This window comes from Aminobacter sp. GW821-FHT11F06, assembly GCF_058808215.1.
The window spans coordinates 629,551-653,161 of record NZ_JBXARL010000003.1; the positions used below are offsets into that span (position 1 = coordinate 629,551).

Here is a 23,611-nt window from a genome sequence, read left to right on the forward strand (position 1 = left end):
ATGCGTGCCATTGCCATCGACTTTGAAACTGCCAACGAGCAGCGCAGCAGCCCGTGTTCCGTCGGCCTGGCCTGGATCGAGGACGGCGCTGTCGTCCGCGTCGAGGAGCGGCTGATCCGGCCGAAAGACATGCGCTTTTCGCGTTTCAACATTGCCATCCACGGAATTCGCCCCGGTGACGTCGAGGACGCGGCTGAATTTCCTGAGGTCATGGCGGAATTCGAGGACGATCTCGGCGATGCGCTGGTGATTGCCCACAACGCCGCCTTCGACATGAGTGTTATCAGGGCGACATACGCGCTTTACGGTGTCGCGTGCCCTGATATCGACTATGCCTGCACCCTCAAGATGGCGCAGAAGGTGTGGCAAAATCTGGGGTCGCACCGCCTCAACGAGGTGTCGCCCCACATCAACTTTTCTTTCACGCACCACAATGCGGCCGAGGATGCGCATGCCTGCGGCGAGGTGGCACTGGCTGTCGCGCGGCACTTCAATGTGTCGGCAATGCGCGACCTGCCGATCCGGCTCGACATGACACCGGGTCGGATCCATGCCAGGGGCTACTCGCCCTGTTCGATGAAGCGCGGGTGAATTTTCGGAGGTGACGTTACCGGCGAAACCCTGCGACGTGGGCTGGCCCATTGATCGTTGGCTCAAGCGAATTGATGTGACTCGACGGACCTGCTGACTTAGGACGGCTTTTCCCAGGGAGTTTCCATGTCGTCGGTAACAATGTCGGACAGCAGAAAAATGCGCGAATTCTGGCAGGGCGTGCGCTTGAGCGTGCCGGTGGTGGTCGCGTCGGCGCCTTTTGCCATTCTGTTTGGGGCGCTCGCCATCGACAACGGCTTCAGTGTGGCCGAGGCAACGCTGATGAGCGCGACCATCTATGGCGGCGCCAGCCAGCTCGTCGGTATCGAGCTGTTTGGCCAGCATGTCGCGCCTTGGCTCGTCGTGCTGTCGATCTTCGCGGTGAACTTCCGCCACGTGCTTTATTCGGCGGCTGTCGGCAAACGCATCAATCATTGGCCGGTGCTGAAACAGGCCATTGGCTACTTTTTCCTTGTCGATCCGCAATATGCCGAGGCCGAGCGCAAGGGCGAGAGCGGCGAAGAGGTTACCTTCGCCTGGTACATGGGCATGGCGCTGCCGATCTATGTGTTCTGGGTCGCCGAGAGCGCGCTGGGCGCGTTGTTCGGGCGGCTGATTCCCAACCCGCACGCCATCGGCCTCGACTTCCTGCTGCCGATCTATTTCCTCGGCCTTGTCATGAGCTTCCGCAAGCGCCCGCGCTGGCTGCCGATCGTTGTAGCCAGTGCCGTCGCTTCGATGATCGCCTACAAGACTGTGGGCTCGCCGTGGCATGTCTCGATTGGCGCTTTGGCCGGCGTGCTGTTTGCAGCGGCAATGCCGGTGCGAGCCGACAATGCGGTCAATGACGAAGAGACCGTGGAGGTGGTGTCATGAGCACGACGCTGTGGATCATCATCGCCGGCGCTATTGCGACCTATCTGACCCGTATCGGCGGGCATCTGGTCATTTCGCGCTTCGAGCGCATCCATCCGCGCGTCGAAGCTGGGCTCAATGCCGTGCCCGCGGCCGTTTTGACCACGCTTGTGGCGCCTGCTGCACTGTCGGCCGGGCCGGCAGAATTGGCGGCCCTTGCAGTGGCAGCCCTGGTGTCGCTGCGCGGCGGGCTGATGACCATGTTCCTCGCTGGTGCTGCCGTACTGATTGTTCTCAGACATTTCATCGGCTGAGCGATACCCGCCGCCCTATGGCGACGGGGATCCCATCCAAGTGGCGATCAGGCGATCGCTGCAGTTGCCTTCTCCAGCCACGCCAGCGTCTCGCCGTCGAGCATCGGACCGATCTCGGCGAGCACGCGGGCATGATAGGCATTGAGCCAATCGAGCTCTTCGCGGGTCAGCAAATCGGTGCGCAGCAGGCGCTGGTCGAAGGGTGCCAGCGTCAGCGTCTCGAAGCCGTGCATGGCGATGTCGCCGCCCGGCAGTGCCGCCGTGGGTGTCACCAGGATCAGGTTTTCAAGCCGGATGCCGTAATGGCCTTCCTTGTAGTAGCCGGGCTCGTTTGACAGGATCATACCGGCGAGCAACTTCTCCATGCCGGTCTTGGCGATGCGCTGCGGGCCTTCATGCACGGCGAGATAGGAGCCGACGCCGTGGCCGGTGCCATGAGCGTAGTCGAGGCCATGCTTCCACAAGGCCATGCGCGCCAGCGCGTCGATGTCGGCGCCGCGTGTGCCAGCAGGGAACCGTGCCGCCGAAAGGGCGATCATGCCCTTGAGCACCAGCGTGAAGCGCTCGCGCATCTCCTCGGTAGGTGTGCCGACAGGCACTGTGCGGGTAATGTCGGTGGTGCCGTCCTGATATTGCGCGCCCGAATCAAGCAGGAACAATTCGCCGTCGCCAAGCACGCGGCTGGTCGCGCGCGAGACGCGGTAGTGCATGATCGCGCCATTGGGGCCAGCGCCCGAGATCGTGTCGAACGACACATCGCGCAGCGGCATCTGGGTTTCTTCGCCGGTTGTCCGCCGGCATTCCTCAAGCTTGGTGACGACAGCGATCTCGTCGATCTGGCCGGCTTTCTGTCGGTCGAGCCAGCACAGGAGCTTGGCGACGGCTGCGCCATCGCGGCGGTGGGCGGCGCGGGAGCCGGCGATTTCGGCGCTGTTTTTTGTGGCGCGCGGCAAGCGTGCCGGATCGGGCGCGGAAACGACGGTGCCGCCATTGTCCTCGATCAATGCGCGCAACCTGTCAGCGGCAAGCACCGGGTCGAGCGCGATCTTGGCGCCTGATTTGGCAAGTTCAGCGACTGCTGCCTCAAGCTCAGGGGGCGCCTTGATGTCGGCGAGTTGGGTGAGATAGGCCTCTTCGGTGCGGCCGAGCTTACGCTTGTCCATAAAGACGGCATGCGAGCCGTCGGCAGCCAGAATGGCAAAGCCAAGCGCGAGGGGCGTGTGGGGCACATCGCCGCCGCGGATGTTGAAGCTCCAGGCGAGCGAAGACGGGTCGGTCAGGACAGTGTGAGTTGCGCCTTCATCAGAAATCGCCGCCGCCAGCCGCTTCAGCTTGTCCTTGGCGAGTTCGCCGGCAAAGGCCTCGGGGTGGATTTCCACTGGCGCCAATGGCGCGTCGGGCTGGTCTGCCCAGATGGCGTCAACGGGATTTTGGGTGAGGGGCACGAGCACGGCGCCGACTTTTTCGGCCGAGGCGGTGAGCGCCTTGACGTCGCCCATCGTGTGCAGCCACGGGTCGAAGCCAAGCCGCGCGCCCTTGGGAAGTGTTTCCTTGATCCAGCTTGCCGGCGGGTTGTCGATCAGGCTTTCGACGGTGAAGATGTCGAGATCGACCTCATCGCGCACCTGCAGCGTATAGCGGCCGTCGACAAAGACGAAAGCGCTCTTGGCAAGCACGATCGCCACGCCGGCCGAGCCGCTGAATCCGGTCAGCCAGCGCAGTCGATTCGAACGTGGGGCGACATACTCGCCCTGATGCTCGTCGGCGCGCGGCACGATGAAGCCGTCGAGCCCGTTCTCCAAAAGCCACTGCCTGAGAAGCGCTACGCGCGGCTTGCCGACGGAGGGATCGCCGGCGGAATCGAAGGACTGGAACATGGTGATTTCCCGAAAATATGCTTTCGGGAACCGTATCCGGGCGGGCCGATGCTGGCAACGGCTACCGCCCCCCAGCGCCGCGTCATTCAGGACGCCTTGCGCTGCTGAAGCTTAGCGCTTGAGGTGGATCGTCACCCAGCCTTCGCGATGGAAGGTTTCCACATGGTGGAATTGCGCAACCGTGTATGCCTCAAGCACCGCGTCGTGCTGGCGGTCGAGGATGCCAGACAGGATCAGCGAGTTGCCCGGCACGACGTGCTTGGCCATGTCGGGCGCCATCTGCATCAGCGGCTGCGCCAGGATGTTGGCGACGATCAGGTCAAAAGGCCCGCGCGCCGCAAAGATCGGATCGTCGAACCCGCCGGCGGTCGCTGTCTCGACATAGGCGCTGACCTCGTTGAGCCGCACATTGGCAGCTGCAACTTCCGTCGCGACCGGGTCGATGTCGGTGGCGAGCACTGGGATCTGTGCCAGCTTGGCGATGGCGATGGCGAGCACGGCACTGCCGGTGCCGAGGTCGAGCGCGTTGGCCGGCTTCTCCGATGTCACGACCTTTTCGATCATCTCGAGGCAGCCGGCGGTCGTGCCGTGGTGGCCGGTGCCGAAGGCAAGGCCGGCCTCGATCTCGATGGTGATCTGGTCGGGGCGGCGTTCGTCACGGTCATGGCCGCCATGGACCAGGAAACGTCCGGCCCGTACCGGCTTCAGCCCCTCCAGCGACTTGGCGACCCAGTCGATGTCGGGCAGGACTTCACGCTCGATCGGGCCGGTGTGGCCGGCTTCCGCAACAGCCTCGGCCATACGGCGCGCGATGTCTTCGACCTCGCCGTCGGCATAGAGCGACACTTCGTGGATGTCGCGGTCCTCGTCGATCTCGATCACCGAAATCGGCCAGCCATCTTCTTCGAAGATAGCGTCAAGCGTGGCGAAGATGCGGTTCGCAGCTTCGCGGCCGGTGGTGAAATAGAGCCGTGTCTGGGTCATGTCGGATCCGGGCGAGAGTGTCAGCCTTGGTTCGCGAGCCGCTTGAGCTTGGCGAGCGCTGCCGTGGGGTTCTCCTCATAGGCGATGGTGCCGAAGAAATCACCCTTGGAGTTGAGCAGCAGGACCGACGCGGTGTGGTCCATCGTGTAGTCGCCGCCTTCGGTCTCGACTTTCTTCGAGTAGATGCCGAACGACTTGGCCATGGCCTGGACCTTGGCCGGCTCGCCGGTGATGCCCATGATGCGCTCGGAGACGTTGGTGACATAGGCATTCATCACCTCGGGCGTGTCGCGCTCGGGATCGATGGAGACGAAATAGGCGCGGATGTTCTTGCCGTCGTCGCCGAGCTGCTTGAGCCAGCCGTCGAGCTCGAACAAGGTGGTCGGGCAGACCTCGGGGCAATGGGTGAAGCCGAAGAACACCGCACTCGGCTGGCCGCGGAAGGCGGCCTCGGTGATCGCGGCACCCTTCTGGTCGACGAGCACGAACGGTGCGCCGAAAGCCTGGGAGGCGTTCTGGTTGCGGTACCAGTCGAAGGTCAGCCAGCCGACGCCGGCAGCCATGAGGATCAAAATGCCGGCTAGGATCGTGCGCATCATCGAGAAAAGCTTTCGTGGGTCGAGTTGTTAGGCAGGCTTCAGAAGCACCAGGACATGCCGGCTTCGACAAGCGACGTGAATATCCCGGCCTCCTTGTCCAGCCAGGAAGCGAAGGCGAGGCCCGTGGCCGCCGCAAACGCTGCAAGACCGAGCGCGATCCACGCGGTCCTTGCGAGCGATATGGGTTGAGCCAGTTTCATGGTTCCTACATAGCGCGCCCAGCGCTTTGCCAAAAGGGACATGTTGACGCCGCCCTTTGTCCACAAAACACCATTTCGCGAGAACCATGCCGGCTGGTGCCTTGCAACGGGCGCATGGCTGACCCAAGTGTTGGCGACGTCGGGATTTTCAGGAGGTTTTCATGCGGCTTGCCCTTTCAGTCCTTGCAACCACTGTCGCGCTGGGTGCCACGGCACCAGCCATGGCCCAGAAGGTGGGCGAGGTCGGCGTCGACTGGCTCGGCAACGACATCGTCGTCGAGGCGATCAAGGATCCCAAGGTCGAGGGCATCACCTGCCACGTTTCCTATTTCGATCGCGGCGTGATCGACCGCTTGCAGAAGGGCAACTGGTTCGAGAACCCGTCCGACACCGCCATTTCCTGCCGCCAGACCGGGCCGATCACCATCGGCGCGATCGACCTGAGCAAGGGTGGCGAGGAGGTGTTCAAGCAAGGCATCAGCTTGATCTGGAAGGAGCAGGTGGTGAACCGCATCTACGACAAGCAGAACCAGACGCTGATCTATCTCGCCCATTCGCGCCAGGTCCAGAACGGCTCGGCCAAGATGTCGATGACGACAATCCCGCTCTATGGCCAGGAGGTCGTCTGGTCGAAGGGTACGCCGCAGTAAAGGCCGCTTGCGAGGGCCGCACCGCGGGCGTAAATCGGCCTGATGGACACACCTGCCGACCTTCGTTTTAAGGATGACGAGCCGCGCATCCACCCGACCGCCGAGTTGAAGGGCTGCCGGCTCGGCCGCCATGTCGCCGTTGGCGAGCGCGTGGTGCTGCGCGAGGTGAATGTCGGCGACTATTCCTACTTCGAGCGCCATTCCGAGGCGATCTACACCACCATCGGCAAGTTCTGCTCGATCGCCGCCAATAGCCGCATCAACGCGCTCGAACACCCGATGGAGCGGCTGACCACCCACAAGGTGAGCTACCGGCCCAACGAGTATTTCCGCTATCTCGGCGTCGACAGCGGCTTTCGCGAGCGCCGGCGGGCCAAGCCGGTGAGCATCGGCCACGACGTGTGGATCGGCCATGGCGCCGTCATCATGCCTGGCGTGACCATCGGCAATGGTGCGGTGGTCGGGGCGAATGCCGTGGTGACGCGCGATGTCGCGCCCTTCGAGATTTTCGCCGGCGTGCCGGCCAAGCGATTGAAGCTGCGCTTTGCCCCCGAGATTGCCGCGCGCATCGAAGCGCTTGCCTGGTGGGACTGGCCGGCCGAGCGCCTTTTCGAGGCGATCCCCGACATGCAGAGCCTGCCGATCGAGGCATTTCTGGACCGCTGGGAAGCGCGTGCGGGCTAGCCTGGCGCATGACCCCGAAAATCGGAATCGATTTTCGAAAAATACGATGCACAGCCTCAAAGAGTTCGAACGCTTGAATTGAAGGACGCGCCCACGCCCAAGCCCTGCATGGGCGCGTCCACCGGCTGCGATGGCCAGGGCTTAGAGCCCGAAATGGCCCCTCAGCGCCGGAACCGCGTCAACCAGACCGCTGACGGCCTGGGGGCCGGCGGCACCTTTGGCTTCCTGTAGCAGCGTTTCGCCGGCCAGCTCGATCTGGGTCATGTCCAGGCCGAGCGAGCGCAGTTGCGAAAAGCCGTTGACCATGGCACCGGCTTTCTCGCCAAGCGCGCCGCCGAGCAGCGAACTCAGCGAGCCGACAAGCCCGCCGGCGCTGCTGGCTCCGGCCATCACATCGTAACTGTGGGCGAGGTCGTCCGCGCCGGCGATCTTGGTGAAGATGCCGGCGCTGGCGACACCGCCGGACTCATGCTCAAGCACCGAAAAGATGGTGCCGACGGCCTTTTCGGCGACCGCCGGGTCGAGCTTCAGCCTGGTCGAGACGGTATTGACGATATCCTGTGCATTCATCGTTCGCTGCTCCTCAGCCCTGGGCCTTCAGCTTGGTGTTGCACTGGCTCCAGAACTGCGGCCACTTGGCGCCGGCTGGCAGCTTGCCTGCCGCCTTTTGGCTCTGCCATTCGGTCGAGCATTCATGGATGCGCTGACGGAAAGCAGCCTCGCCTGGCGAAAGCGGCTTGCCGTTGGCCGATGTCGCGGGCAGTACCGCCTTGGCCGAAGCGACGCTCGGATCGGGCGGAACGACTGTCGCATCCGACTTGTCGTTCTTGATGCTGGCGCTGCAGCTGGAGAGGAAGGTTGGCCATTTCTGGCCGTTGAGTGTGTTGGCCTTCTTGGCAGCCTGATATTGGTCGCTGCAAATCTGCTGGGTGGTCTGATGGCCAGCGGCAGCGGCAGCAGGGGCCATGGCGGTGGTTTTTGTCGCCGGCTTGGCGGGGGTGGCTGGCGCCAATGCGTTGGTGGTCGTCTTGGCGGCAGGTGCCGTCGCGGGCGCTGCCGTATTGTCCATCGCCGCGCTGCACTTCGACAAGAACTGCGGCCACTTCTCGCCATTGAGCGTGTTGGCCTTCTTGGCAGCCTGATATTGCAGGCTGCACGCCTTGGTGGTCGATTGCGCCGCCGTGGCGCTGGCGGCGAAGCCAGGCGTGGCAAGCGCAACGAAAGCAACGCCGGTCAACCCGAATGCAAATGCGGATACAAGTCTGGAGAAGCTCATTTCATCCTCCTCGCGGGACATAGCTACGCCCTCCCGGGAACGAACCATTCGTCCCGACCAGAAACGTGCTCATGGAGGCATCGGAATGCGCCAGTGGATCGCCGAAGAACTCGGCGAAGACGCTGCAAGCAAGGCGAAGCCAGCAAGTGTCAGCTTCGCCTTGATTGTGGCGGCACTATCGAGGCCGCGTCACATGACGGAAATTTAATATTCTGGACAGATTTGCGCCGGTGCGGCGTAAGGATTCAGGCCACGCCGCGCTTGGAGCGGGCCTGGCGCAGGATGACGCGCCAGCGCAGCATCTCGATCGGGATCGGCCCGTTATTGTTGGCGATCGCGAAAAGCTCGTTGTTGATATTGCGGAGCGAACGCCAGAAATCATAGTCGCTGATGCGCGGATCGCAGGCGAGCTTGTTGGCTGTCGCTTCGATGTCAGTGTGCATACCTTGCCTCAAGCCGTCCGGTGCCCGCCGCCGCGACTCAACTTCGCTGCGTGGGATTGTCGGAGGCCAGCGAGGGGCGATCAACGAACCGCAGGCTGTGATGCAGGTTATAAACAGGTAAGGTTAATCGCCTGTGGCCATAGCGCCACTATGCCGGCTTGCGCTTGATGCCAATCGCGCGGCCCGCCCGTTCGGGCATCGGCAACGAAGCATGGGCCATGCGCATCGCCTCGACTTTGGCCAGGATATCTAGAGGGAAGGGGGTAACTTTCGGGCCGGTCATGTCGACATGCAGCGCGAGATATTCGGAGGTCGCCGCCAGCCAGCCGTCGATATGGCGCAATTCCTGGTAAACACGCAGGCGCTTGTCATCATGATCGAGCAGCTGGAAGCTGGCAGTGACGCGATGGTCGAGATGCAATTCCCTGACGTAGCAGACGTGCACCTCTGCGGTATAGATGGTGAGCTTGCGGTCACGGACGTAAGCAGTGCCCATGCCGAGCAGATCGAGCGCCTCGTCGCTGCAGCGGTCGAACAGCACGTTGTAATAGGCCATGTTGAGGTGGCCGTTATAGTCGATCCAGCCTTTCTCGATCTCCATGACGCTGGACACGAACGGCACTGACATGGCTCAAACCTCTTTGGCTTTGGTAGCGCTGGACAAAGCGCTAGGGCTGGCAGATTACCCAAGCATAAGGTGCCGGCAAGGCACCAAGCTGTTCCATTCGCGGAGGAAATGATGGCTTTGAGCGACCTGAAGGCGATGGCGCGCAACGAGGTGGGGATCCAAGCCGTACTCGGCATTCTCAAGCAGTCATTCGGCGAGCGCTTCCAGACCGGCCAGGCGATCCGCGAACAGCACGGCCACACCACCACCTATCTGCCCAATCAGGCGCCAGATGGCGTGGTTTTCGTTGAAAGCACCGCCGATGTGCAAGATGTGGTGCGGGTCTGCGCGGAACACCGCGTGCCGGTCATCGCCTTTGGCACCGGCACCTCGCTCGAAGGCCATGTGAATGCGCCAGCGGGGGGCATTTCGCTCGATACCTCACGCATGGACAAGGTGATTTCGGTCAATGCCGACGACCTCGATTGCACGGTCCAAGCGGGCGTGACGCGAGAGGCGCTGAACACCTATCTGCGCGACACCGGGCTGTTTTTCCCGATCGATCCCGGTGCCAACGCCAGCCTTGGCGGCATGGCGGCGACACGCGCGTCGGGCACCAATGCTGTGCGCTACGGCACGATGCGCGAAAACGTGCTGGCGCTCAGGGCCGTGATGGCTGACGGCAGCGAGGTGGTTACGTCGCACCGGGCGCGGAAAAGCTCGGCCGGCTACGACCTGACGCGGCTGCTTGTGGGGTCGGAAGGCACGCTCGGCATCATCACCGAAGTGACGCTCAAGCTGCAGGGCATTCCGCAGGCGATTTCGGGCGGGGTCTGTCCGTTCCCGAGCGTCGAGGCGGCGTGCCAGGCTGTCATCACGACGATCCAGATGGGCATTCCGGTGGCGCGGATCGAACTGGTCAACGCGCTGCAGATGCGGGCGATGAAGAATTATTCCAAGCTCGATTATCCCGAAAGCCCGTGCCTTTTCCTCGAATTCCATGGTTCCGATGCCGGCGTTGCCGAGCAGGCCGAGAGTTTTGGCGAGATCGCCACTGAGTATGGCGGCGGGCCGTTCCTGTGGACCACGGTTGCCGAAGAGCGAGCGAAATTGTGGAAGGCGCGGCATGACGCCTATTGGGCGTCGCTGACGCTCAGGCCAGGCGCGCGGGCGCTGTCGACCGATGCCTGCGTGCCGATCTCGCGGCTCGCCGAATGCATCGCTGAGACCGAGGCCGACATCGAGCGGCTGGGGCTGATCGCGCCGATTGTCGGCCATGTCGGCGACGGCAATTTCCACACGCTGGTGCTGATGGACCCCAACGATCCCGCCGACATCGGCCGGGCCGAGGAGTTCGTCAAAAGGCTGGCCGAGCGGGCGATATCAATGGACGGTACTTCGACGGGCGAGCACGGCATCGGCCAGGGCAAGATGGGGCTGATGCAGCGCGAGCACGGCCATGGTGTTGCCGTGATGCGGGCGATCAAGACGGCGCTCGATCCGCTGAATATTCTCAATCCGGGCAAGATCCTGCCCATTGCCGAGTAAGCGTTGACGGGCGGGTGCGGTGCTGCTAATTCGGCGCCGTCCAACAAGGGATTTTATGCGCAGAGACTTCCATCGCTGAAGCGTTAGCCAAAGAGCTGACCGGGCTGAAAGGCCAAAGCGGGCGCTTGCGCGCCTTTCTCTGAATACGCAAATTCCAGGATAATTCCATGAAACACGCTCACGGCGCGAAGATTCGCGCCTATTCCGACACGACCGACCGCAACCGCCTGGCCGACATCTGGCTCGAGGCTTCGCGCGTCGGCCATCCGTTCCTGACCGAGGCGGATCTGCTCGACCAGCAGATCAAAGTGCGGGACATCTATCTGCCGCAGGCCGAAAACTGGGTGGTTGAACTCGACGGCCAGCCAGCCGGATTCATCGGCCTGATCGACAGCTTCATCGGCGGGCTGTTCGTCGATCCGGCAGCCCATGGGCATGGGCTCGGCAAGGCGCTGGTGGCGCATGCGGCTCAGCTGAAAGGCTCGCTCGACGTCGAGGTTTATGCCGAAAACGAAGCCGCCACGGCCTTCTACAGCCGCATCGGCTTCGTCGAGGTTTTACGCAGACCGCAAGATGACGAGGGCCTGCCGCACGAAGTGATCCGGATGCGCCGCCCGGCTTGACCCTGCGGCACTTTGGTCGGACAGTTCGGTCGCCCCACCCGATGGGGCGGCCGGATTGGCGAAGCGAGGGCTAGATTATGGCGATGTCGCGTAAACATGAGGCTCGGGCGTTGAGCGATGACGAGCGCGAGCTGGTGCAGAAGTCGCATCATCCGGAAGTGCAGGCTCTCTCCGACGCCGAGCTTCATCAGTTGGTCAAGACGGTGCGCGAAAAGCGCGACAAGGCGCAGACGGAAGCCCACCGCAGGCGGCGCGAAATGCGTGGCAAAGCCGCGCCCAAGGGTGCGCAGCCATCGAAAATGGACGCCGGCAGCAAGGCCAAGCTGGAAGTTCTGGCGATGAGCATGCGCCGGCTCAACGGCGAGCTTGAACGCCGGCGCCAGCTTGCAGCCCGGATCGACCTCGTCGAGAACGCACGCCATGCGCTGGCGCTGACCAAACAGAAAAAACCGGCGCGCGCCGCCGATTTCAACACGCGGCAAGCACATATGGGCATGCGGGCGGTGGAAAACGCCAGGGCCAACAGCCTGGTGCGGCCGATGGAGCGCGGACGGCTGCGCAAGGCGGCGGCGGTTTCGCAAGCCAAGCGCGACGCCAAATAGGGAGGGGTCGGGCGGAACTGAATCTCAGCGCCCGCTTGTCTCGACAGACGTGCTTATGCGTTCAAGGGAACAGCTTTTCGCGGGACAGGCTGCCGCGCGGCGTTGACGTGCGGCGACGCGCAGCCCAACATGCCACCAAATGACCACGCTCCTGCGGTTAGACGCCTGGGACGCATGAAAGATTTGCCCCAAGGCAATGCTCGCTCGCCTGTTTGTGATATTTGGTGGACTGTTCGTGCTGGCGCTGTGTGCTGCGCTGGTGGGGCCGTATTTTATTGACTGGTCGGGCTACAAGGCCGATTTCGAGCGTGAGGCCAGCACGATCCTCGGGCGCAAGGTCACAGTGCAGGGCGATGTGACGGCGCGCATCCTGCCGTTTCCCTCTGTGACATTTTCTGATGTGACCGTCGGTGGCGGTGCTGGCGGCGACAATGCGATGACCGTCGAGACATTCTCGATGGATGCCGAGCTTGCGCCCGTCCTGCGTGGCGAATTCCTGATCTACGACATGCGGCTGGTGCGGCCCAAGGCGGTGATCGATGTGGCCAGCGACGGCACTGTCGACTGGGCGATCCGGCCATCCGCACCGTTCGATCCAAAACAAATCTCGATCGAAAAGCTGACGATCACCGAGGGACAGGTCACGCTGCGCCACGCCGCGAGTGGACGCGAGCATCTTTTGTCGGAGATCAATACGACAGTGTCGGCAAAGTCGCTTGCCGGGCCATGGCGCGTCGACGGCTCGCTGCGCGTCGACAACATGAAAACGCAGCTGTCGGCCTCGACCGGTTCCGTCGATCCCACCGGCCAGATGCGTCTCAGGGTGCGTGCTACGCCGGAACGCTATGGCTTCACGCTCGAAAGCGACGGCAATGCCAGCATGGACAAGGGCCGGGCGCTTTATTCTGGCGGGTTCAGCGTGGTCGAGGCTCAGCCCGAACAGCTGACCCCGGCTGATGGCGAAAAGCCCAAGGCGCCCAAGCCATCCGAGCCGGGCTTGCGGCTGAAAGGCAAGTTCGCGCTCAACCATGCCAAGCTCGGTGTCGAAGAGTTCCGTTTCGAAAGCGGGCCGCTCGACGATCCCTACACCGCCGATGGCACAGCCGAGATCGATCTGGGGGCTGCACCGCATTTCATGATCTCGGCCAAGGGCGCGCAGGTGCGTTTCGACGACGCGGTCGGCGGCGAAAAAACGGGTGCGGGATTTTCGATTTCGCAGCGTCTTACGGCGTTGCAAAACGTGCTGGTCAAGCTGCCGCGCCCGACCATTCCAGGCACTGTCGACGTTGACCTGCCGGCGATTGTCGCAGGCGACACCACGGTGCGCGACGTCAAACTGTCAGCCGAGCCGGGAGAGGGCGGCTGGAAGCTGAAGTCGCTGGCGGCGACACTGCCCGGCCGCACACGGCTTGAAGCCGACGGCTTCCTGCGCACCAACGACAATCTGGGTTTCGACGGCCAACTGCTTTTGGCCGTGGGCCAGCCCTCGGGTTTTGCCGCCTGGGTGTCCAAAGATGTCGATGAGGCCGTGCGGCGGCTACCGGCTGCGGGCTTCAAGGCTAAAGTGGCACTGACACACGAGCAGCAGAAATTTGACGACATCGAGCTGATCCTCGGCAAGGCCAAGTTCACCGGCGAGCTGGACAGCATGTTGCCTGACGATGCGCGAGCGTCGGTGACGATGAAGCTCGATGGCGGCGAACTCGACCTCGAAGGCCTGCGTGCCTTCGCCTCGCTGTTTGTCACCGACCAGGGCGCCAACCGTTTCACCGACAGCGACCTCGACATTGCCGTGAAGGCGGGGCCGGTCAACTTTGCCGGCATCAGCGCCGACACGGTCGATACAGCACTTCGCCTGCGCGAAGGCGTGCTGGAGATCGACAAGCTGTCGCTCGGCGGGTTGGCCGGCGCGTCGCTCAGCGCCACCGGACGGATCAAGGACTTTCCCGCAGCGCCAACGGGCAATCTCGATGCCTCGGTGGTGGCAGTAGACCTGGCGCCGCTGGTCGCGCTTGCCGCGAAGCAGTCGCCAGACAACCTTTTGCTCGCAGGACTTGCGGCACGCGCGGCGGCATATCCCAGCCTTTTGGAGGATGCCCGGATCGATTTCGTCGCCAGTGCGGTGGCAAATGGTGACGGCTCGACCGGTGTTGCGCTCAGCGGGCAGGGTGTCGCGGGCGGATCGGACCTTTTGGCGACACTGTCGGCGCAGGCGATTCCGGGCGCACTGGCAAGCTCGCAGCTCAAGCTCGATTTTTCGGCCCGCAATGAAGATGCCACCAGCCTCATGGCACTGGCAGGTCTGCCGGTGCTGCCGCTCGGTGTGACCGGGCCGGGTGAGCTGCAACTGACGGCGAACGGTGCGGTGCAAAACGGCCTTGAAGTCACCGCCAGCCTGAAAGGCGACGACGCCTCCGCCGGCTTTGCCGGCACGGTCGCACTGCGGGACGATGTTCCGAGCCTCAATGGCCGGGTTAAGCTGCAAGCAGCCGACATCGAGCCATGGCTGATGACATCTGGCTTTACCTTGCCGAGCATGGGCACCGGCACCCAGGTTGAGCTTGCCGCCGATACGAGCTTTGACGGTGGGCCTCTGGTGCTCGACAGACTGGGCGGTACCGTCAACCAAGGGGCTGTGATCGGCAATCTCAAGGCGGAGTTGCATGAAGGCATGCCGCATCTCAGCGGCTCTCTGACGCTCGATGAGCTCGACCTCAGGCCTTTTGCCGAGATGATGCTTGGCGTCAATGCGCTGGAGGGTGGCAACGGGGGCTGGCCGGCGGCACCTTTTGCGCCGAAGCCGACCGCGCCTTTCAGCGCCGACCTCGAAATCGTTGCGGGTGCGCTTCTGGCGGAGCCTTTGGCTACGGCCACCGACGCCGTGCTTGGGCTGCAGATGGACAGCCAGGTGCTCAGGCTTTCCAACATCAAGGCCAAGCTTTTGGGCGGCAACCTCGAAGGTCTGATCGAACTCAAGAACAATGCAGGTTCGGCGCTGCTTTCGAGCCAGCTGAAGCTCGTGGGTTCCGATGTGGCGGCGCTGCCGGGGGCGGGCGGTCTCAGCGGCAAGGGCGATTTTTCGGCCACGCTGTCGGGAAGCGGCAAATCGGTTGAAGGACTTGTCGCCTCGCTGTCCGGCTCGGGCACGGCTGTGGTCAACGGGCTGACAATCCCTGGCTTCAACCCCGATGCGTTCGGGCCATTGATCACCAAGGCCGACGCCTTGGGCCGCGACATCAATGCGGCGCGTGTCGCGGAGTTCGCGCCCAAGATCGCAGGCGAGGGCAGCTTTGCCGCCGACAAGGCGGATGTTGCCTTCACGGTCGCCGGCGGCGTTTTGCGTGTGCCACCGCTAACGCTGAAGAATTCTGCTGCGACGCTGACAACCGGACTGTATTTCGACTCGAAAGCCGGTGTCCTGGAGGCCGCAGGTGGCATCGCTTACGATCCTGGTAAGGAAGCCCTGGTCGGTTCAGAGCCTATGCTGGCCTTCCAGGTTGATGGCAAGCCGGGAGCAACAGTATTGTACCTGGACAGCGCGCCGATGGCGCAGTTCCTGACCCAGCGGGCGCTGGAAAAGGAACAGGCACGGGTCGAGGCGATGCAGGCCGTGTTGCTGGAAAAGCAGCGGCTGCGGCGTGAGACGCGCCACTTCGTGGCCCTGCAGGCCGAGCGCGAGCGCATCGCCGAAGAGGCTAGGCTTGCCGAAGAAGCGCGAATAAGAGCCGAAGAAGAGGCCAAGGCGCAAGCCGAAGCCGCGCGGCTGAAGGCCGAGGACGAGGCGCGCGCGGCGGAAGCCGCGGCCAAGGCCGAAGCCGACGCGCGGGCAGTCAAGGAAAAGGCGCTTCACGAGGCGGAACAGGCACGGCAGGCGGCCGAGGAAAAGGCGCGGCTTGAGGCTGAGGAGAGGGCGAAGCTTGAGGCGGAGGCTGCGAAATCCACGCCGGAGGTTCAACGGGCACCGTTGCCGGAAGCGCGTCCGATGATGACGCCGAGCGAGCCGTCCGAAGCCGCGCCGCCGCTGGACGCAGGGCCAGCAAAGAAGCTCGATCCGCTCAGCCTGGACGATTTTTTCAAGTCGCTGCAGAGCCAGTAGGCGGGGTCTTTCGCCACCCGCGCGGTCGCGTCAGCCGACCTTGGCTTTCTTCAACACGTCGTTGATACGGCTCTGCCAGCCTTTGCCGGTGGCCTTGAACTTGGCGATCACATCAGGATCGAGCCGGATCGACACAACTTGTTTGGGCGCTTCGATCGTGGGGCGGCCACGGGCGCGGCGAATGCTTTCCGCCCATTCTGGAAACACTTCGGCGAACGGCTTTGCGGTCCTGAACTCTTCTTCTGTCCATTCAGGACTGTCGGAAACTTCGTCCCAATCTTCCTTGGTATAACCGCGTCCGGGCTCGAATTCTGTCCTGGTGGGTTTTCCGGTCATTTGAGCAGCCTCCGTTCCTGTGGGCTGGCGCGGCGCATCGATATGACCGACACGCCTTCGTGGCCAAGCCTTGCGAAGATCACCGCAATCGAACCATCCGCAAACCGGCCGATCGCCTTGAAGCGATAGGTTTTTGCCGGGTGCACGATCGCGCCCATGAAAAAATCCTCGTCGAGCAGGGCAAAGTCGAAGCCGTGCTTTTCGATGTTGGCCAGCCGCTTTGGTTCGTCCCAGACGATCTTCATTAAATGTATTACGTTTAATGGCTTCTGTCAAGAATAAGTGTATTACGAAAAATGGATCTGGCAACGGGCGAAAGGCTGTGCTGCTAGCCGTCGCTTTCGCCCGCCACACCGAGCTTTGCCTGCTCCAGCACGAACAGCCTGAGCGCGGAGGAGAGGTTGGCTTCGCGCGGGCGTTGGGCATCGACTTCGGCAACGAGGGCGGCAAGGGTGATGTTGCGCGCGGCTGCTATGGCGACAAGGTCGTCGTAAAATGGCTTCTCCAGCGAATAGCTGGTGCGATGGCCGCGAATCGTCACCGAGCGTTTTTCGACCAGGCTCACTGGTCGGACTTTTCGGGATCGCGGCGGTGGCCGTCGACGAATTTTTCAGCGCGCTCGGCGCTCAGCTGGTCGCGCGCCTTCTCGGCCTTGGTGCGGCCATGCAGCGCGCGATTCTGGTCGGCATGCGTCTCGCGCTCGGCGCGTGCCTTGTGCTTCTTGAACTGGCGTAGATTGACGATGTCGGCCATGCGACCTCGCCGCTGGGTTATTTCTTGCGGAAAGCGTCGAGCGAAACGACTTCGGCGCCTTTGCCGTGGGCAGGCTCTTCGGGCGTTTCCTTCTCAGTGGCGCCAGCCTTCTTCTTTGGTGCCGCCTTGCGCTCCGCCGGCTTGACCACGGCGATGGGCTCCGGATTGGACGGCGCTTCTTCAGATGCGGTTGCCGGATCGGCCTTGACTTCGAATTCGAGCTCGAAGTTGACCGAGGGGTCGTAGAAGCCGCGCACGGCAGAGAAGGGGATTTCGAGCTTTTCCGGAACATCGGAGAAGGACAGGCCAATCTCGAAGCCGGTGTCTGTCACCTTGAGGTCCCAATACTGGAACTGGACGACGATGGTCATTTGCTCGGGATAACGCTCATGCAGGCGCGAAGAGATGCGCACGCCCGGCGCGCCGGTCATGAAGGTGATGAAAAAATGGTGGTTGCCCGGCAAGCCCGTGCGCGCGACTTCCGCCAGGACCTTGCGCATGACGCCACGCAGTGCCTCCTGGGCGAGAATGTCATAGCGGATTTGGTCTTCGGCCATATGTAACTGCGGGTCCGATTGAATCGTCCCCTTACCTGTAATCAAGCTTGAGGCCGCCGTAAACCGGATATAGCGCCCTATTGAATGTTTGGGATTTCAGCCTTTGCCTGCTTGCTCGCTGCAAGCCGACATGATCGTTCCCGCAGCCCGAATTATGTTGGTCGTGCCTTGCCGTAGGCGCGCAGGAAGCAGCGGACGGCGTTGGTTGCCGCTGCACGCAGTTGCTCTTCCGAGACGGCATCGCCGAAGATCATCGCCATCTGCAGGTCGGCATTGACGAGGGCCAAAAACTGGCGGGCGGCGACGTCGGGGTCGTCCAGATCGAGCCAGCCGGCGAGGGCGAGGCGGGCAAAACGCGCGGCAAGGGCTGCCCAGGTCTTGGCAGGGCCGTGTTCGCGCCAGCCGGCGAAAAGCTCAGGGTAGCGCTCGCCTTCGGTCTGCAAGAGCTTGCGCAGGAACTTGCCGTCGCGATTGCACAGGCAGTTCTGGTTGAGCCGCACCGCGAAATCGATCAGTTCCGCTTCCAGGTCGACGGGCTTGTCGGGGAAGGTGGCGAGGGTGTCGAAAATGCTGGCGTTGATGCGTTCGGTGATTTCTCGGACTACTGCGACCAGCAGATTCTCCTTATCACCGTGATGATTGTAGACGGTCTGGCGCGACACGCCGGCTTCCGCGGCGATGAGGTCGATGTTGGCGCCGGCAAAGCCTTCACGACAAAAGACGCCAGCGGCGGCATCGAGGATCGAATGACGCTTGGCGGTGTGGCTGCGGGCGACCGCAATGTCAGGAGCAATGGCAGGTGTCATGGAAATTTTATATACAGGTGATTGACGATTTGGACAAGCCTGTCTAAAAATATGGACGTAACACTGAGATGCCGGTTCGGGAGGAGTCGGGATCTCGGGTTGCTGAACGTCATTGGATTACACGTCGCCGTGTTTTCGCGGCGGAAACCAGATCCGAAAGAATCACGCCATGACACCCCAATTTCTCCGCGTAGCGGTCGTGCTCGGCCTTTTGTCGGCCATCGGCCCGTTTGCAATCGATATGTATCTTCCCGCGCTGCCGACGATCGGCGCCGACCTCAATGCCAGCACTGCCGCCGTGCAGATGAGCCTGCTCGTCTTCTTCCTGGCCATGGGCCTGGCGCAGATCGTCGTTGGCCCGATCTCCGACATGATCGGCCGCAAGGCGCCGCTCTATATCGGCCTGGTGCTGTTTGCCATCGGCGGCGTCGGTGCAGCACTTGCGCCCAACATCGATTGGCTCATCTTCTTCCGCGTTATCCAGGGCCTTGGTGCATCGGCCGGCATGGTGGTGCCGCGCGCCATCGTGCGCGACCTGCATACAGGTACCGAGGCAGCGCGCCTGATGTCGCTGCTGATGCTGGTGTTTTCCGTTTCGCCGATCCTGGCGCCGTTGACAGGTTCCCTGGTGATCGAGGGCTTCGGCTGGCGCGCCGTGTTCTGGGTCGTCACTGCTGCGGCGGTGCTTGCGCTTGTGCTGTTGTCGACGTCGCTCAAGGAAACGCGGCCGGCCGAACATCGCGCCGAAAGCTCGGTGCGCAGCGCGCTCAGCGGCTACCGTTTCCTGCTCGGCGACCGCAACTTCCTTGGCCTGACCTTCATCGGCGGCTTTGGTATCGCCAGCTTCTTTGTCTATCTCGCCAATTCGTCCTTCATCCTGATCGACCATTATGGCCTGTCGCCGTCGGTCTACAGCGTGTTTTTCTCGATCAATGCGGTGGCCTTCATCGGCATGTCGCAGCTGACCGGATTGCTGACCGAGCGCTTCGGGCTGCGGCGCGTAGTGCGGGTTGCTGTGGTCGGCTACGCCACGATGATGGTGGTGTTGCTTGCCGTGTTTGCCTCGGGCGTCGATCGCCTCGACGTGCTCGCAACGCTGCTGTTCATCGGCTACGGCTTCCTCGGCCTCGTCATCCCCACCACTTCGGTGCTGGCGATGGAAGAGCATGGCGAGATTGCCGGCACGGCGTCCGCGCTGATGGGGACGCTGCACTTTGCCACCGGCGCTGTCGCCATGGCGGTGGCAGGTCTGTTCTTCGACGGCACGCCGCTGCCGATGGTCTTTGGCATCACCATTTCGGCTGTGATCGCTTTCGTGCTGGCCCAGCTAACGCTCGGCCGCAGCCAGGTGGCTGTCGAGGCGCCGGCGGAATGAAATCAGGCGGGGCCGGGCATATGTCCGGCCCCGCAATTGCAAGCCTCGATCGCTTCAGTGAACGGTTTGCATGGATCATGGCGAAATGTCGCGGCCACCTTCATACGTCCTTGATATCGTCTTATTTACCTTCGGGCAGGTAAGTCCACCAAGACCACCTGAAGTAGAGCGACGACGCCGAGGCCAGCGAAGAAATTGCAGTTCATCCCTTCCGCCTTGCTGTCGCTGTTTGCGGTGACGTTTTTCTGCGTTTGGCTGATCGAGCGCCAGCGTCGGCAGCTCATGCTGTTTGCACTGTCGTTTCTGGCGTTCGCCATCGCCACATTCATGCAGTTGGCCCTGTGGCCCTCCGACATCGGCTTCAATACGGTGGCAACGTCCGTGCTCTATGCGGCCGGTCCGCTGCTTTTGGTCGAGGGCGTGCTCGCGCGCTCGGGCAAGTCGATGCCGCTTGTCGAGCACGTTGCCTGGTTCACCGGGATCGTCGGCACATTGTGCTATTTCTACTATGTCGAAAACGACCTCCAGATCAGGGTCTACGTGCTCAATCTCGGCATGGCGTTCATCTTCCTGAGCGGGGTGTGGAAGATCAGGCACCTGGTGCGCGGCGGCATCCTCGACCGGGCGGTGTTCTGGCTGTTGCTCGGCCTGGCCACCACCTTCATCGTGCGCACGCTGCTTACCGGCGGCTCTGTTCCGAAGGACAATATTCCGGAGTTTTTCGAGTCCGAGTTCTGGATCTGGGCGCAGTTCACTATGTCGGTGATTGGCGTTGCCATGGGCCTTGGGCTTCTGGTCGTTGCCTGTGCCGACGTCATCCTGGCGCTCAAGGCCGAGCGTGACAGCGATCCATTGACCGGTCTGCTCAATCGCCGGGGCCTGCAGGGCAAGGCGTTGCGGCTGCTGGCGTTGGGACGGCGCAAGCCGTTGAGCATCGTTGCCTGCGACATCGACCGCTTCAAGACGATCAACGACCGCTTCGGCCATGCCACTGGCGATATGGTGCTGGCGAGCTTCGCCGGCGTTATCAGGAAGAAACTCAGGGCAGGCGACGTCGCGGCGCGCACCGGTGGCGAGGAGTTCATCATGGTGCTGAACAACACGGTCGACGATGCCTTCAGCCTGACTGAGCGACTGCGCCACGAGATCGCGAGCGTGCGTTTTGCCAGCTTGCCGACGGACTTCGTCGTCACCTGCAGCTTCGGCATCGCGGAGCTCCACCGCGGCGAAGGGCTTTGGGATGCCATCGGCCGCGCCGACAAGATCCTCTATGCCGCCAAGCGCGCCGGCCGCAACCGCACCTTCGCCGAAGGGCTGCAACTGCCGAACGCCGCCTGATTCGTCAGGCCCGAATTCGTCAGGCCAAAGCGAGACCGGTATTTTCGAGCATGAAGGCCAGCCGTTCCTCGACGGAGGTCTTGGGGACCTCGACAAGCTCATAGCCGCAGGCGGCGTAGGTCGCGACCATGCTGGCATGGGTGCGCCGGGCCTCGTCCTCGTCCTGCTTGCGTTCGTTGTCCTGGGCGAAGATCTCGGACCAGTGCGGTAGGATGAACACCTTGGAGTTGTAGCGGAACTCCTGGGCGGCCTTGTCGACATGCGCCGATACCGGCAGGCCGACAAGCTTGAGGTAGCCGATGATATCGGGCACGCCACGGTCGAAAAAGACCGGCCCGGACACGGCTGTGGCGATGGCGTGTGAACGCATCTCCCATGACAGCATGAGTTCGGCGAAGAGTGCGGCATCGTGCCAGGGCAGGGCGGTTCCCGAAATCGCCACCTGATCCCTGATGATGCCGCGTCCGGCCTCGACCGAGGTGGCAAAGCCTGCTGCCGCGAGGCGTTCGATCAATGTGGTCTTGCCCGAGCCGGGGCCGCCGGTCAGTACAAAGAAACGGTTGGAAGTCTGGGACATGAAAGGTCTCCGGATGAAACGGGACCGGCCATGGGCAAGCCGACGGTGCAGGGCAGAAGCCTAGCAACGGCAAGGCCAGCGTTAGCCGGCAATGAAGATCTGGGGAGGGGGAGAAGTGGAGGTTTCTGTTGCCAGGTACCTCCGAACCCCGCCTAGAAGTGCGAACCTCTAGGGCTTAATTTGAAGCTATCGCACAGCTTACGCTGCGAGACGTGCTTCCGCATAGTTGTCGTTTGCAACTACAAGTTTAGCCCGATAACGGTGGTACAATGCCGAGCAAAAGTCCGATCTTTACACCCTCGTCGATCCTATTTCGCCCCCAGCAAAAACCGTCGCTCATGGCACGGCAGCTTTTGGTGGAGGCGCCGGGTACCGCCCCCGGGTCCGAATGGCTTATTTCATCGGCAGTTTATCGCCATAGTCAGACAAGCTGACGACCCTGATATAAGGAGGCTGGGCGCAAAAAGAAAGGTCGGAACGGCAAGTCGTGGCAGCCATCTGCAACAGATTTATGAGACCACGCGAAGACGCAGGGTTGACTCGCGTCGAGTGCGAACCGAAGCTTCGGCCGCTGGGGTGCCTGCATTGCGCGTGAACCGGTCAAGGCCGGCAATCCCCACGGGAGATGACTTCAATTCGTCGACGAGGGGAATTCACATGACCGACTATCTTGCAGACGTGAAGAAATACGATGCGGGCGCCAAGGAAGAGGTGGTGACCAAGATCGTCAAGCATTTGGGCATCGCGCTCAGGAACCGCGATTCCTCGCTGGTTTCCTGCACCGACCCCAAGGAGCTTGATCGCGTCAAGGCCGGCTGGATCGCCAAGAAGCTTGGCATCGAAGACTCAAAGAAGGCCGACGGCGCGCTGGAAAAGGTCTGCAAGGCGATGTCGGCGGACAATACCAAGAACCGCGTCACCTTCTATTATCTGGTGGCCAAGGAACTCGGAAAGCTCGGTGCGCTGTAAGCAGCAGCGCCGATAGCTTTCAAATGTGCTAGCGCCGGGCCCCAAGCCCGGCGTTTTCGCTTGACGCGGTTGGGGATAGCCGGGCCTTCATTGCCTCAGGCTGTACTGGTCAGCTATGATCGGGGAACTCCCGAATCGAGCCCGACCGATGCGCCAGTATCTCGACCTTCTCAGCCACGTCCTCGAAAACGGCACCGACCGTGGCGATCGCACGGGCACAGGCACGCGCTCGGTATTCGGCCACCAGTTGCGTTTCGACCTGGCGCAAGGCTTTCCGGTCGCTACGACCAAGAAGCTGCATCTCAAGTCGATCATCTATGAGCTTTTGTGGTTTCTCGCCGGCGACACCAACATCAAGTACCTCAACGACAATGGGGTGACGATCTGGGACGAGTGGGCCGACGAGAACGGCGACCTCGGCCCGGTCTACGGCAAGCAGTGGCGCTCGTGGCCGACGCGCGATGGCGGCGAGATCGACCAGATCGCGATTCTCCTGAACCAGATCCGCAAGAACCCGAATTCGCGGCGGCTGATCGTTTCGGCGTGGAACCCCGAGGAGGTGGACGCGATGGCGCTGCCGCCGTGCCACTGCCTGTTCCAGTTCTACGTCTCGGATGGCAAGCTGTCATGCCAGCTCTACCAGCGCTCGGCCGACATCTTCCTGGGCGTGCCGTTCAACATCGCTTCATATGCGCTTTTAACGATGATGGTGGCGCAGGTGACGGGGCTCAAGCCTGGCGATTTTGTCCACACGCTGGGCGACGCGCATATCTACCACAATCATTTCGACCAGGCGCGCGAGCAGCTGGCCCGCACGCCCAAGGCGCTGCCGACGATGTGGATCAATCCCGAGGTGAAGGACCTGTTTGCCTTCCGCTTCGAGGATTTCCGGCTCGAAAACTATGTCGCCGACGCGACGATCCGCGCGCCGATTGCGGTGTAGTGCGCGGC

General features: G+C 62.5%; 29 protein-coding genes and 1 other RNA gene. 14 read left to right on the plus strand and 16 right to left on the minus strand.

The features are described 5' to 3' along the window. From AC1RTB_RS10875 to AC1RTB_RS10885, 3 genes are all read left to right on the plus strand, one after another. A complete protein-coding gene (locus AC1RTB_RS10875) occupies positions 1-591 on the plus strand; it encodes a 3'-5' exonuclease (RefSeq protein WP_492881392.1) in 591 nt (196 codons plus the stop codon). A 126-nt stretch (positions 592-717) separates the two neighbouring features. Next, positions 718-1,467, plus strand: coding sequence for an AzlC family ABC transporter permease (locus AC1RTB_RS10880; RefSeq protein ID WP_492881391.1), 750 nt, complete (start codon positions 718-720; stop codon positions 1,465-1,467). Beyond that, positions 1,464-1,760: an AzlD family protein gene (locus AC1RTB_RS10885; RefSeq protein ID WP_492881390.1), complete on the plus strand. Its 297-nt coding sequence runs from the start codon at positions 1,464-1,466 to the stop codon at positions 1,758-1,760. The genes AC1RTB_RS10880 and AC1RTB_RS10885 overlap by 4 nt, the downstream gene beginning before the upstream one ends. Positions 1,761-1,807: 47 nt before the next feature. Here AC1RTB_RS10885 and AC1RTB_RS10890 read toward each other — a convergent pair whose 3' ends face one another. The 4 genes from AC1RTB_RS10890 to AC1RTB_RS10905 all read right to left on the minus strand — a co-directional run bounded on the left by AC1RTB_RS10890 (position 1,808) and on the right by AC1RTB_RS10905 (position 5,462). Next, positions 1,808-3,637 (minus strand): aminopeptidase P family protein, encoded by a 1,830-nt coding sequence (locus AC1RTB_RS10890; protein WP_492881389.1) that lies wholly within the window; start codon positions 3,635-3,637, stop codon positions 1,808-1,810. 111 nt (positions 3,638-3,748) lie between these two features. Continuing rightward, positions 3,749-4,621: a 50S ribosomal protein L11 methyltransferase gene (locus AC1RTB_RS10895; protein ID WP_492881388.1), complete on the minus strand. Its 873-nt coding sequence runs from the start codon at positions 4,619-4,621 to the stop codon at positions 3,749-3,751. Positions 4,622-4,641: 20 nt separating this feature from the next. After that, entirely contained in the window at positions 4,642-5,220 is a 579-nt protein-coding gene (locus AC1RTB_RS10900) for an SCO family protein (protein WP_492881387.1), read from the minus strand. 38 nt (positions 5,221-5,258) lie between these two features. Continuing rightward, complete coding sequence (locus AC1RTB_RS10905; RefSeq protein WP_492943811.1) at positions 5,259-5,462, minus strand: hypothetical protein; 204 nt, start codon at positions 5,460-5,462, stop codon at positions 5,259-5,261. A gap of 119 nt (positions 5,463-5,581) precedes the next feature. On the opposite strand from AC1RTB_RS10905, the gene AC1RTB_RS10910 reads away from it, so the two are divergent. Then, a complete protein-coding gene (locus AC1RTB_RS10910) occupies positions 5,582-6,070 on the plus strand; it encodes a CreA family protein (protein ID WP_492881385.1) in 489 nt (162 codons plus the stop codon). A gap of 42 nt (positions 6,071-6,112) precedes the next feature. Next, positions 6,113-6,754 (plus strand): DapH/DapD/GlmU-related protein, encoded by a 642-nt coding sequence (locus AC1RTB_RS10915; protein ID WP_492881384.1) that lies wholly within the window; start codon positions 6,113-6,115, stop codon positions 6,752-6,754. Positions 6,755-6,895: 141 nt separating this feature from the next. Here AC1RTB_RS10915 and AC1RTB_RS10920 read toward each other — a convergent pair whose 3' ends face one another. Then, complete coding sequence (locus AC1RTB_RS10920; RefSeq protein ID WP_492881383.1) at positions 6,896-7,324, minus strand: hypothetical protein; 429 nt, start codon at positions 7,322-7,324, stop codon at positions 6,896-6,898. 13 nt (positions 7,325-7,337) lie between these two features. Continuing rightward, a complete protein-coding gene (locus tag AC1RTB_RS10925; RefSeq protein ID WP_492881382.1) occupies positions 7,338-8,030 on the minus strand; it encodes a hypothetical protein in 693 nt (230 codons plus the stop codon). Positions 8,031-8,115: 85 nt separating this feature from the next. Here AC1RTB_RS10925 and AC1RTB_RS10930 point away from each other — a divergent pair, with 85 nt between their 5' ends. Beyond that, a complete protein-coding gene (locus AC1RTB_RS10930) occupies positions 8,116-8,238 on the plus strand; it encodes a hypothetical protein (protein ID WP_492881381.1) in 123 nt (40 codons plus the stop codon). A 37-nt stretch (positions 8,239-8,275) separates the two neighbouring features. On the opposite strand, the gene AC1RTB_RS10935 is transcribed toward AC1RTB_RS10930, so the two are convergent. Together AC1RTB_RS10935 and AC1RTB_RS10940 are read right to left on the minus strand one after the other, a co-directional pair. Continuing rightward, on the minus strand, positions 8,276-8,473 hold the full coding sequence (locus AC1RTB_RS10935) for a hypothetical protein (RefSeq protein ID WP_492881380.1): 198 nt from the start codon (positions 8,471-8,473) through the stop codon (positions 8,276-8,278). 148 nt (positions 8,474-8,621) lie between these two features. Further along, positions 8,622-9,101 (minus strand): thioesterase family protein, encoded by a 480-nt coding sequence (locus AC1RTB_RS10940; protein ID WP_492881379.1) that lies wholly within the window; start codon positions 9,099-9,101, stop codon positions 8,622-8,624. A 111-nt stretch (positions 9,102-9,212) separates the two neighbouring features. Here AC1RTB_RS10940 and AC1RTB_RS10945 point away from each other — a divergent pair, with 111 nt between their 5' ends. The 4 genes from AC1RTB_RS10945 to AC1RTB_RS10960 all read left to right on the plus strand — a co-directional run bounded on the left by AC1RTB_RS10945 (position 9,213) and on the right by AC1RTB_RS10960 (position 15,949). Continuing rightward, the gene (locus AC1RTB_RS10945; protein ID WP_492881378.1) at positions 9,213-10,628 is read left to right on the plus strand and encodes an FAD-binding oxidoreductase; all 1,416 of its coding nucleotides are present in this window, start codon (positions 9,213-9,215) and stop codon (positions 10,626-10,628) included. A 167-nt stretch (positions 10,629-10,795) separates the two neighbouring features. Next, a complete protein-coding gene (locus tag AC1RTB_RS10950; RefSeq protein WP_492881377.1) occupies positions 10,796-11,251 on the plus strand; it encodes a GNAT family N-acetyltransferase in 456 nt (151 codons plus the stop codon). Positions 11,252-11,328: 77 nt separating this feature from the next. Further along, entirely contained in the window at positions 11,329-11,853 is a 525-nt protein-coding gene (locus AC1RTB_RS10955) for a hypothetical protein (protein WP_492881376.1), read from the plus strand. 196 nt (positions 11,854-12,049) lie between these two features. Then, a complete protein-coding gene (locus AC1RTB_RS10960; RefSeq protein ID WP_492881375.1) occupies positions 12,050-15,949 on the plus strand; it encodes an AsmA family protein in 3,900 nt (1,299 codons plus the stop codon). Positions 15,950-15,979: 30 nt separating this feature from the next. On the opposite strand, the gene AC1RTB_RS10965 is transcribed toward AC1RTB_RS10960, so the two are convergent. The 6 genes from AC1RTB_RS10965 to AC1RTB_RS10990 form a co-directional block, all read right to left on the minus strand. Next, on the minus strand, positions 15,980-16,285 hold the full coding sequence (locus tag AC1RTB_RS10965; RefSeq protein WP_492881374.1) for a BrnA antitoxin family protein: 306 nt from the start codon (positions 16,283-16,285) through the stop codon (positions 15,980-15,982). Next, the gene (locus AC1RTB_RS10970) at positions 16,282-16,530 is read right to left on the minus strand and encodes a BrnT family toxin (protein ID WP_492881373.1); all 249 of its coding nucleotides are present in this window, start codon (positions 16,528-16,530) and stop codon (positions 16,282-16,284) included. Before AC1RTB_RS10970 ends, AC1RTB_RS10965 begins: the two co-directional genes overlap by 4 nt. Positions 16,531-16,613: 83 nt before the next feature. Then, positions 16,614-16,850: a ribbon-helix-helix domain-containing protein gene (locus AC1RTB_RS10975; RefSeq protein WP_492881372.1), complete on the minus strand. Its 237-nt coding sequence runs from the start codon at positions 16,848-16,850 to the stop codon at positions 16,614-16,616. Continuing rightward, positions 16,847-17,038 (minus strand): DUF4169 family protein, encoded by a 192-nt coding sequence (locus AC1RTB_RS10980; RefSeq protein ID WP_492881371.1) that lies wholly within the window; start codon positions 17,036-17,038, stop codon positions 16,847-16,849. The genes AC1RTB_RS10975 and AC1RTB_RS10980 overlap by 4 nt, the downstream gene beginning before the upstream one ends. A gap of 17 nt (positions 17,039-17,055) precedes the next feature. Continuing rightward, on the minus strand, positions 17,056-17,595 hold the full coding sequence (locus AC1RTB_RS10985; protein WP_492881370.1) for an SspB family protein: 540 nt from the start codon (positions 17,593-17,595) through the stop codon (positions 17,056-17,058). A 152-nt stretch (positions 17,596-17,747) separates the two neighbouring features. Continuing rightward, entirely contained in the window at positions 17,748-18,401 is a 654-nt protein-coding gene (locus AC1RTB_RS10990; protein ID WP_492881369.1) for a TetR/AcrR family transcriptional regulator C-terminal domain-containing protein, read from the minus strand. A gap of 169 nt (positions 18,402-18,570) precedes the next feature. Here AC1RTB_RS10990 and AC1RTB_RS10995 point away from each other — a divergent pair, with 169 nt between their 5' ends. Together AC1RTB_RS10995 and AC1RTB_RS11000 are read left to right on the plus strand one after the other, a co-directional pair. Next, complete coding sequence (locus tag AC1RTB_RS10995) at positions 18,571-19,776, plus strand: multidrug effflux MFS transporter (RefSeq protein ID WP_492943812.1); 1,206 nt, start codon at positions 18,571-18,573, stop codon at positions 19,774-19,776. A gap of 195 nt (positions 19,777-19,971) precedes the next feature. Next, positions 19,972-21,114 (plus strand): GGDEF domain-containing protein, encoded by a 1,143-nt coding sequence (locus AC1RTB_RS11000; protein ID WP_492882076.1) that lies wholly within the window; start codon positions 19,972-19,974, stop codon positions 21,112-21,114. Between the two features lie 19 nt (positions 21,115-21,133). On the opposite strand, the gene AC1RTB_RS11005 is transcribed toward AC1RTB_RS11000, so the two are convergent. Further along, a complete protein-coding gene (locus AC1RTB_RS11005) occupies positions 21,134-21,691 on the minus strand; it encodes an AAA family ATPase (protein ID WP_492882075.1) in 558 nt (185 codons plus the stop codon). Positions 21,692-21,805: 114 nt separating this feature from the next. Continuing rightward, positions 21,806-22,165, minus strand: a transfer-messenger RNA (tmRNA) gene (ssrA, locus tag AC1RTB_RS11010). 183 nt (positions 22,166-22,348) lie between these two features. On the opposite strand from ssrA, the gene AC1RTB_RS11015 reads away from it, so the two are divergent. Both AC1RTB_RS11015 and AC1RTB_RS11020 read left to right on the plus strand, forming a co-directional pair. After that, positions 22,349-22,660: a DUF2853 family protein gene (locus tag AC1RTB_RS11015; protein ID WP_492882074.1), complete on the plus strand. Its 312-nt coding sequence runs from the start codon at positions 22,349-22,351 to the stop codon at positions 22,658-22,660. A gap of 148 nt (positions 22,661-22,808) precedes the next feature. Further along, positions 22,809-23,603: a thymidylate synthase gene (locus tag AC1RTB_RS11020; RefSeq protein WP_492882073.1), complete on the plus strand. Its 795-nt coding sequence runs from the start codon at positions 22,809-22,811 to the stop codon at positions 23,601-23,603. The last annotated feature ends 8 nt before the right edge of the window (positions 23,604-23,611 follow it).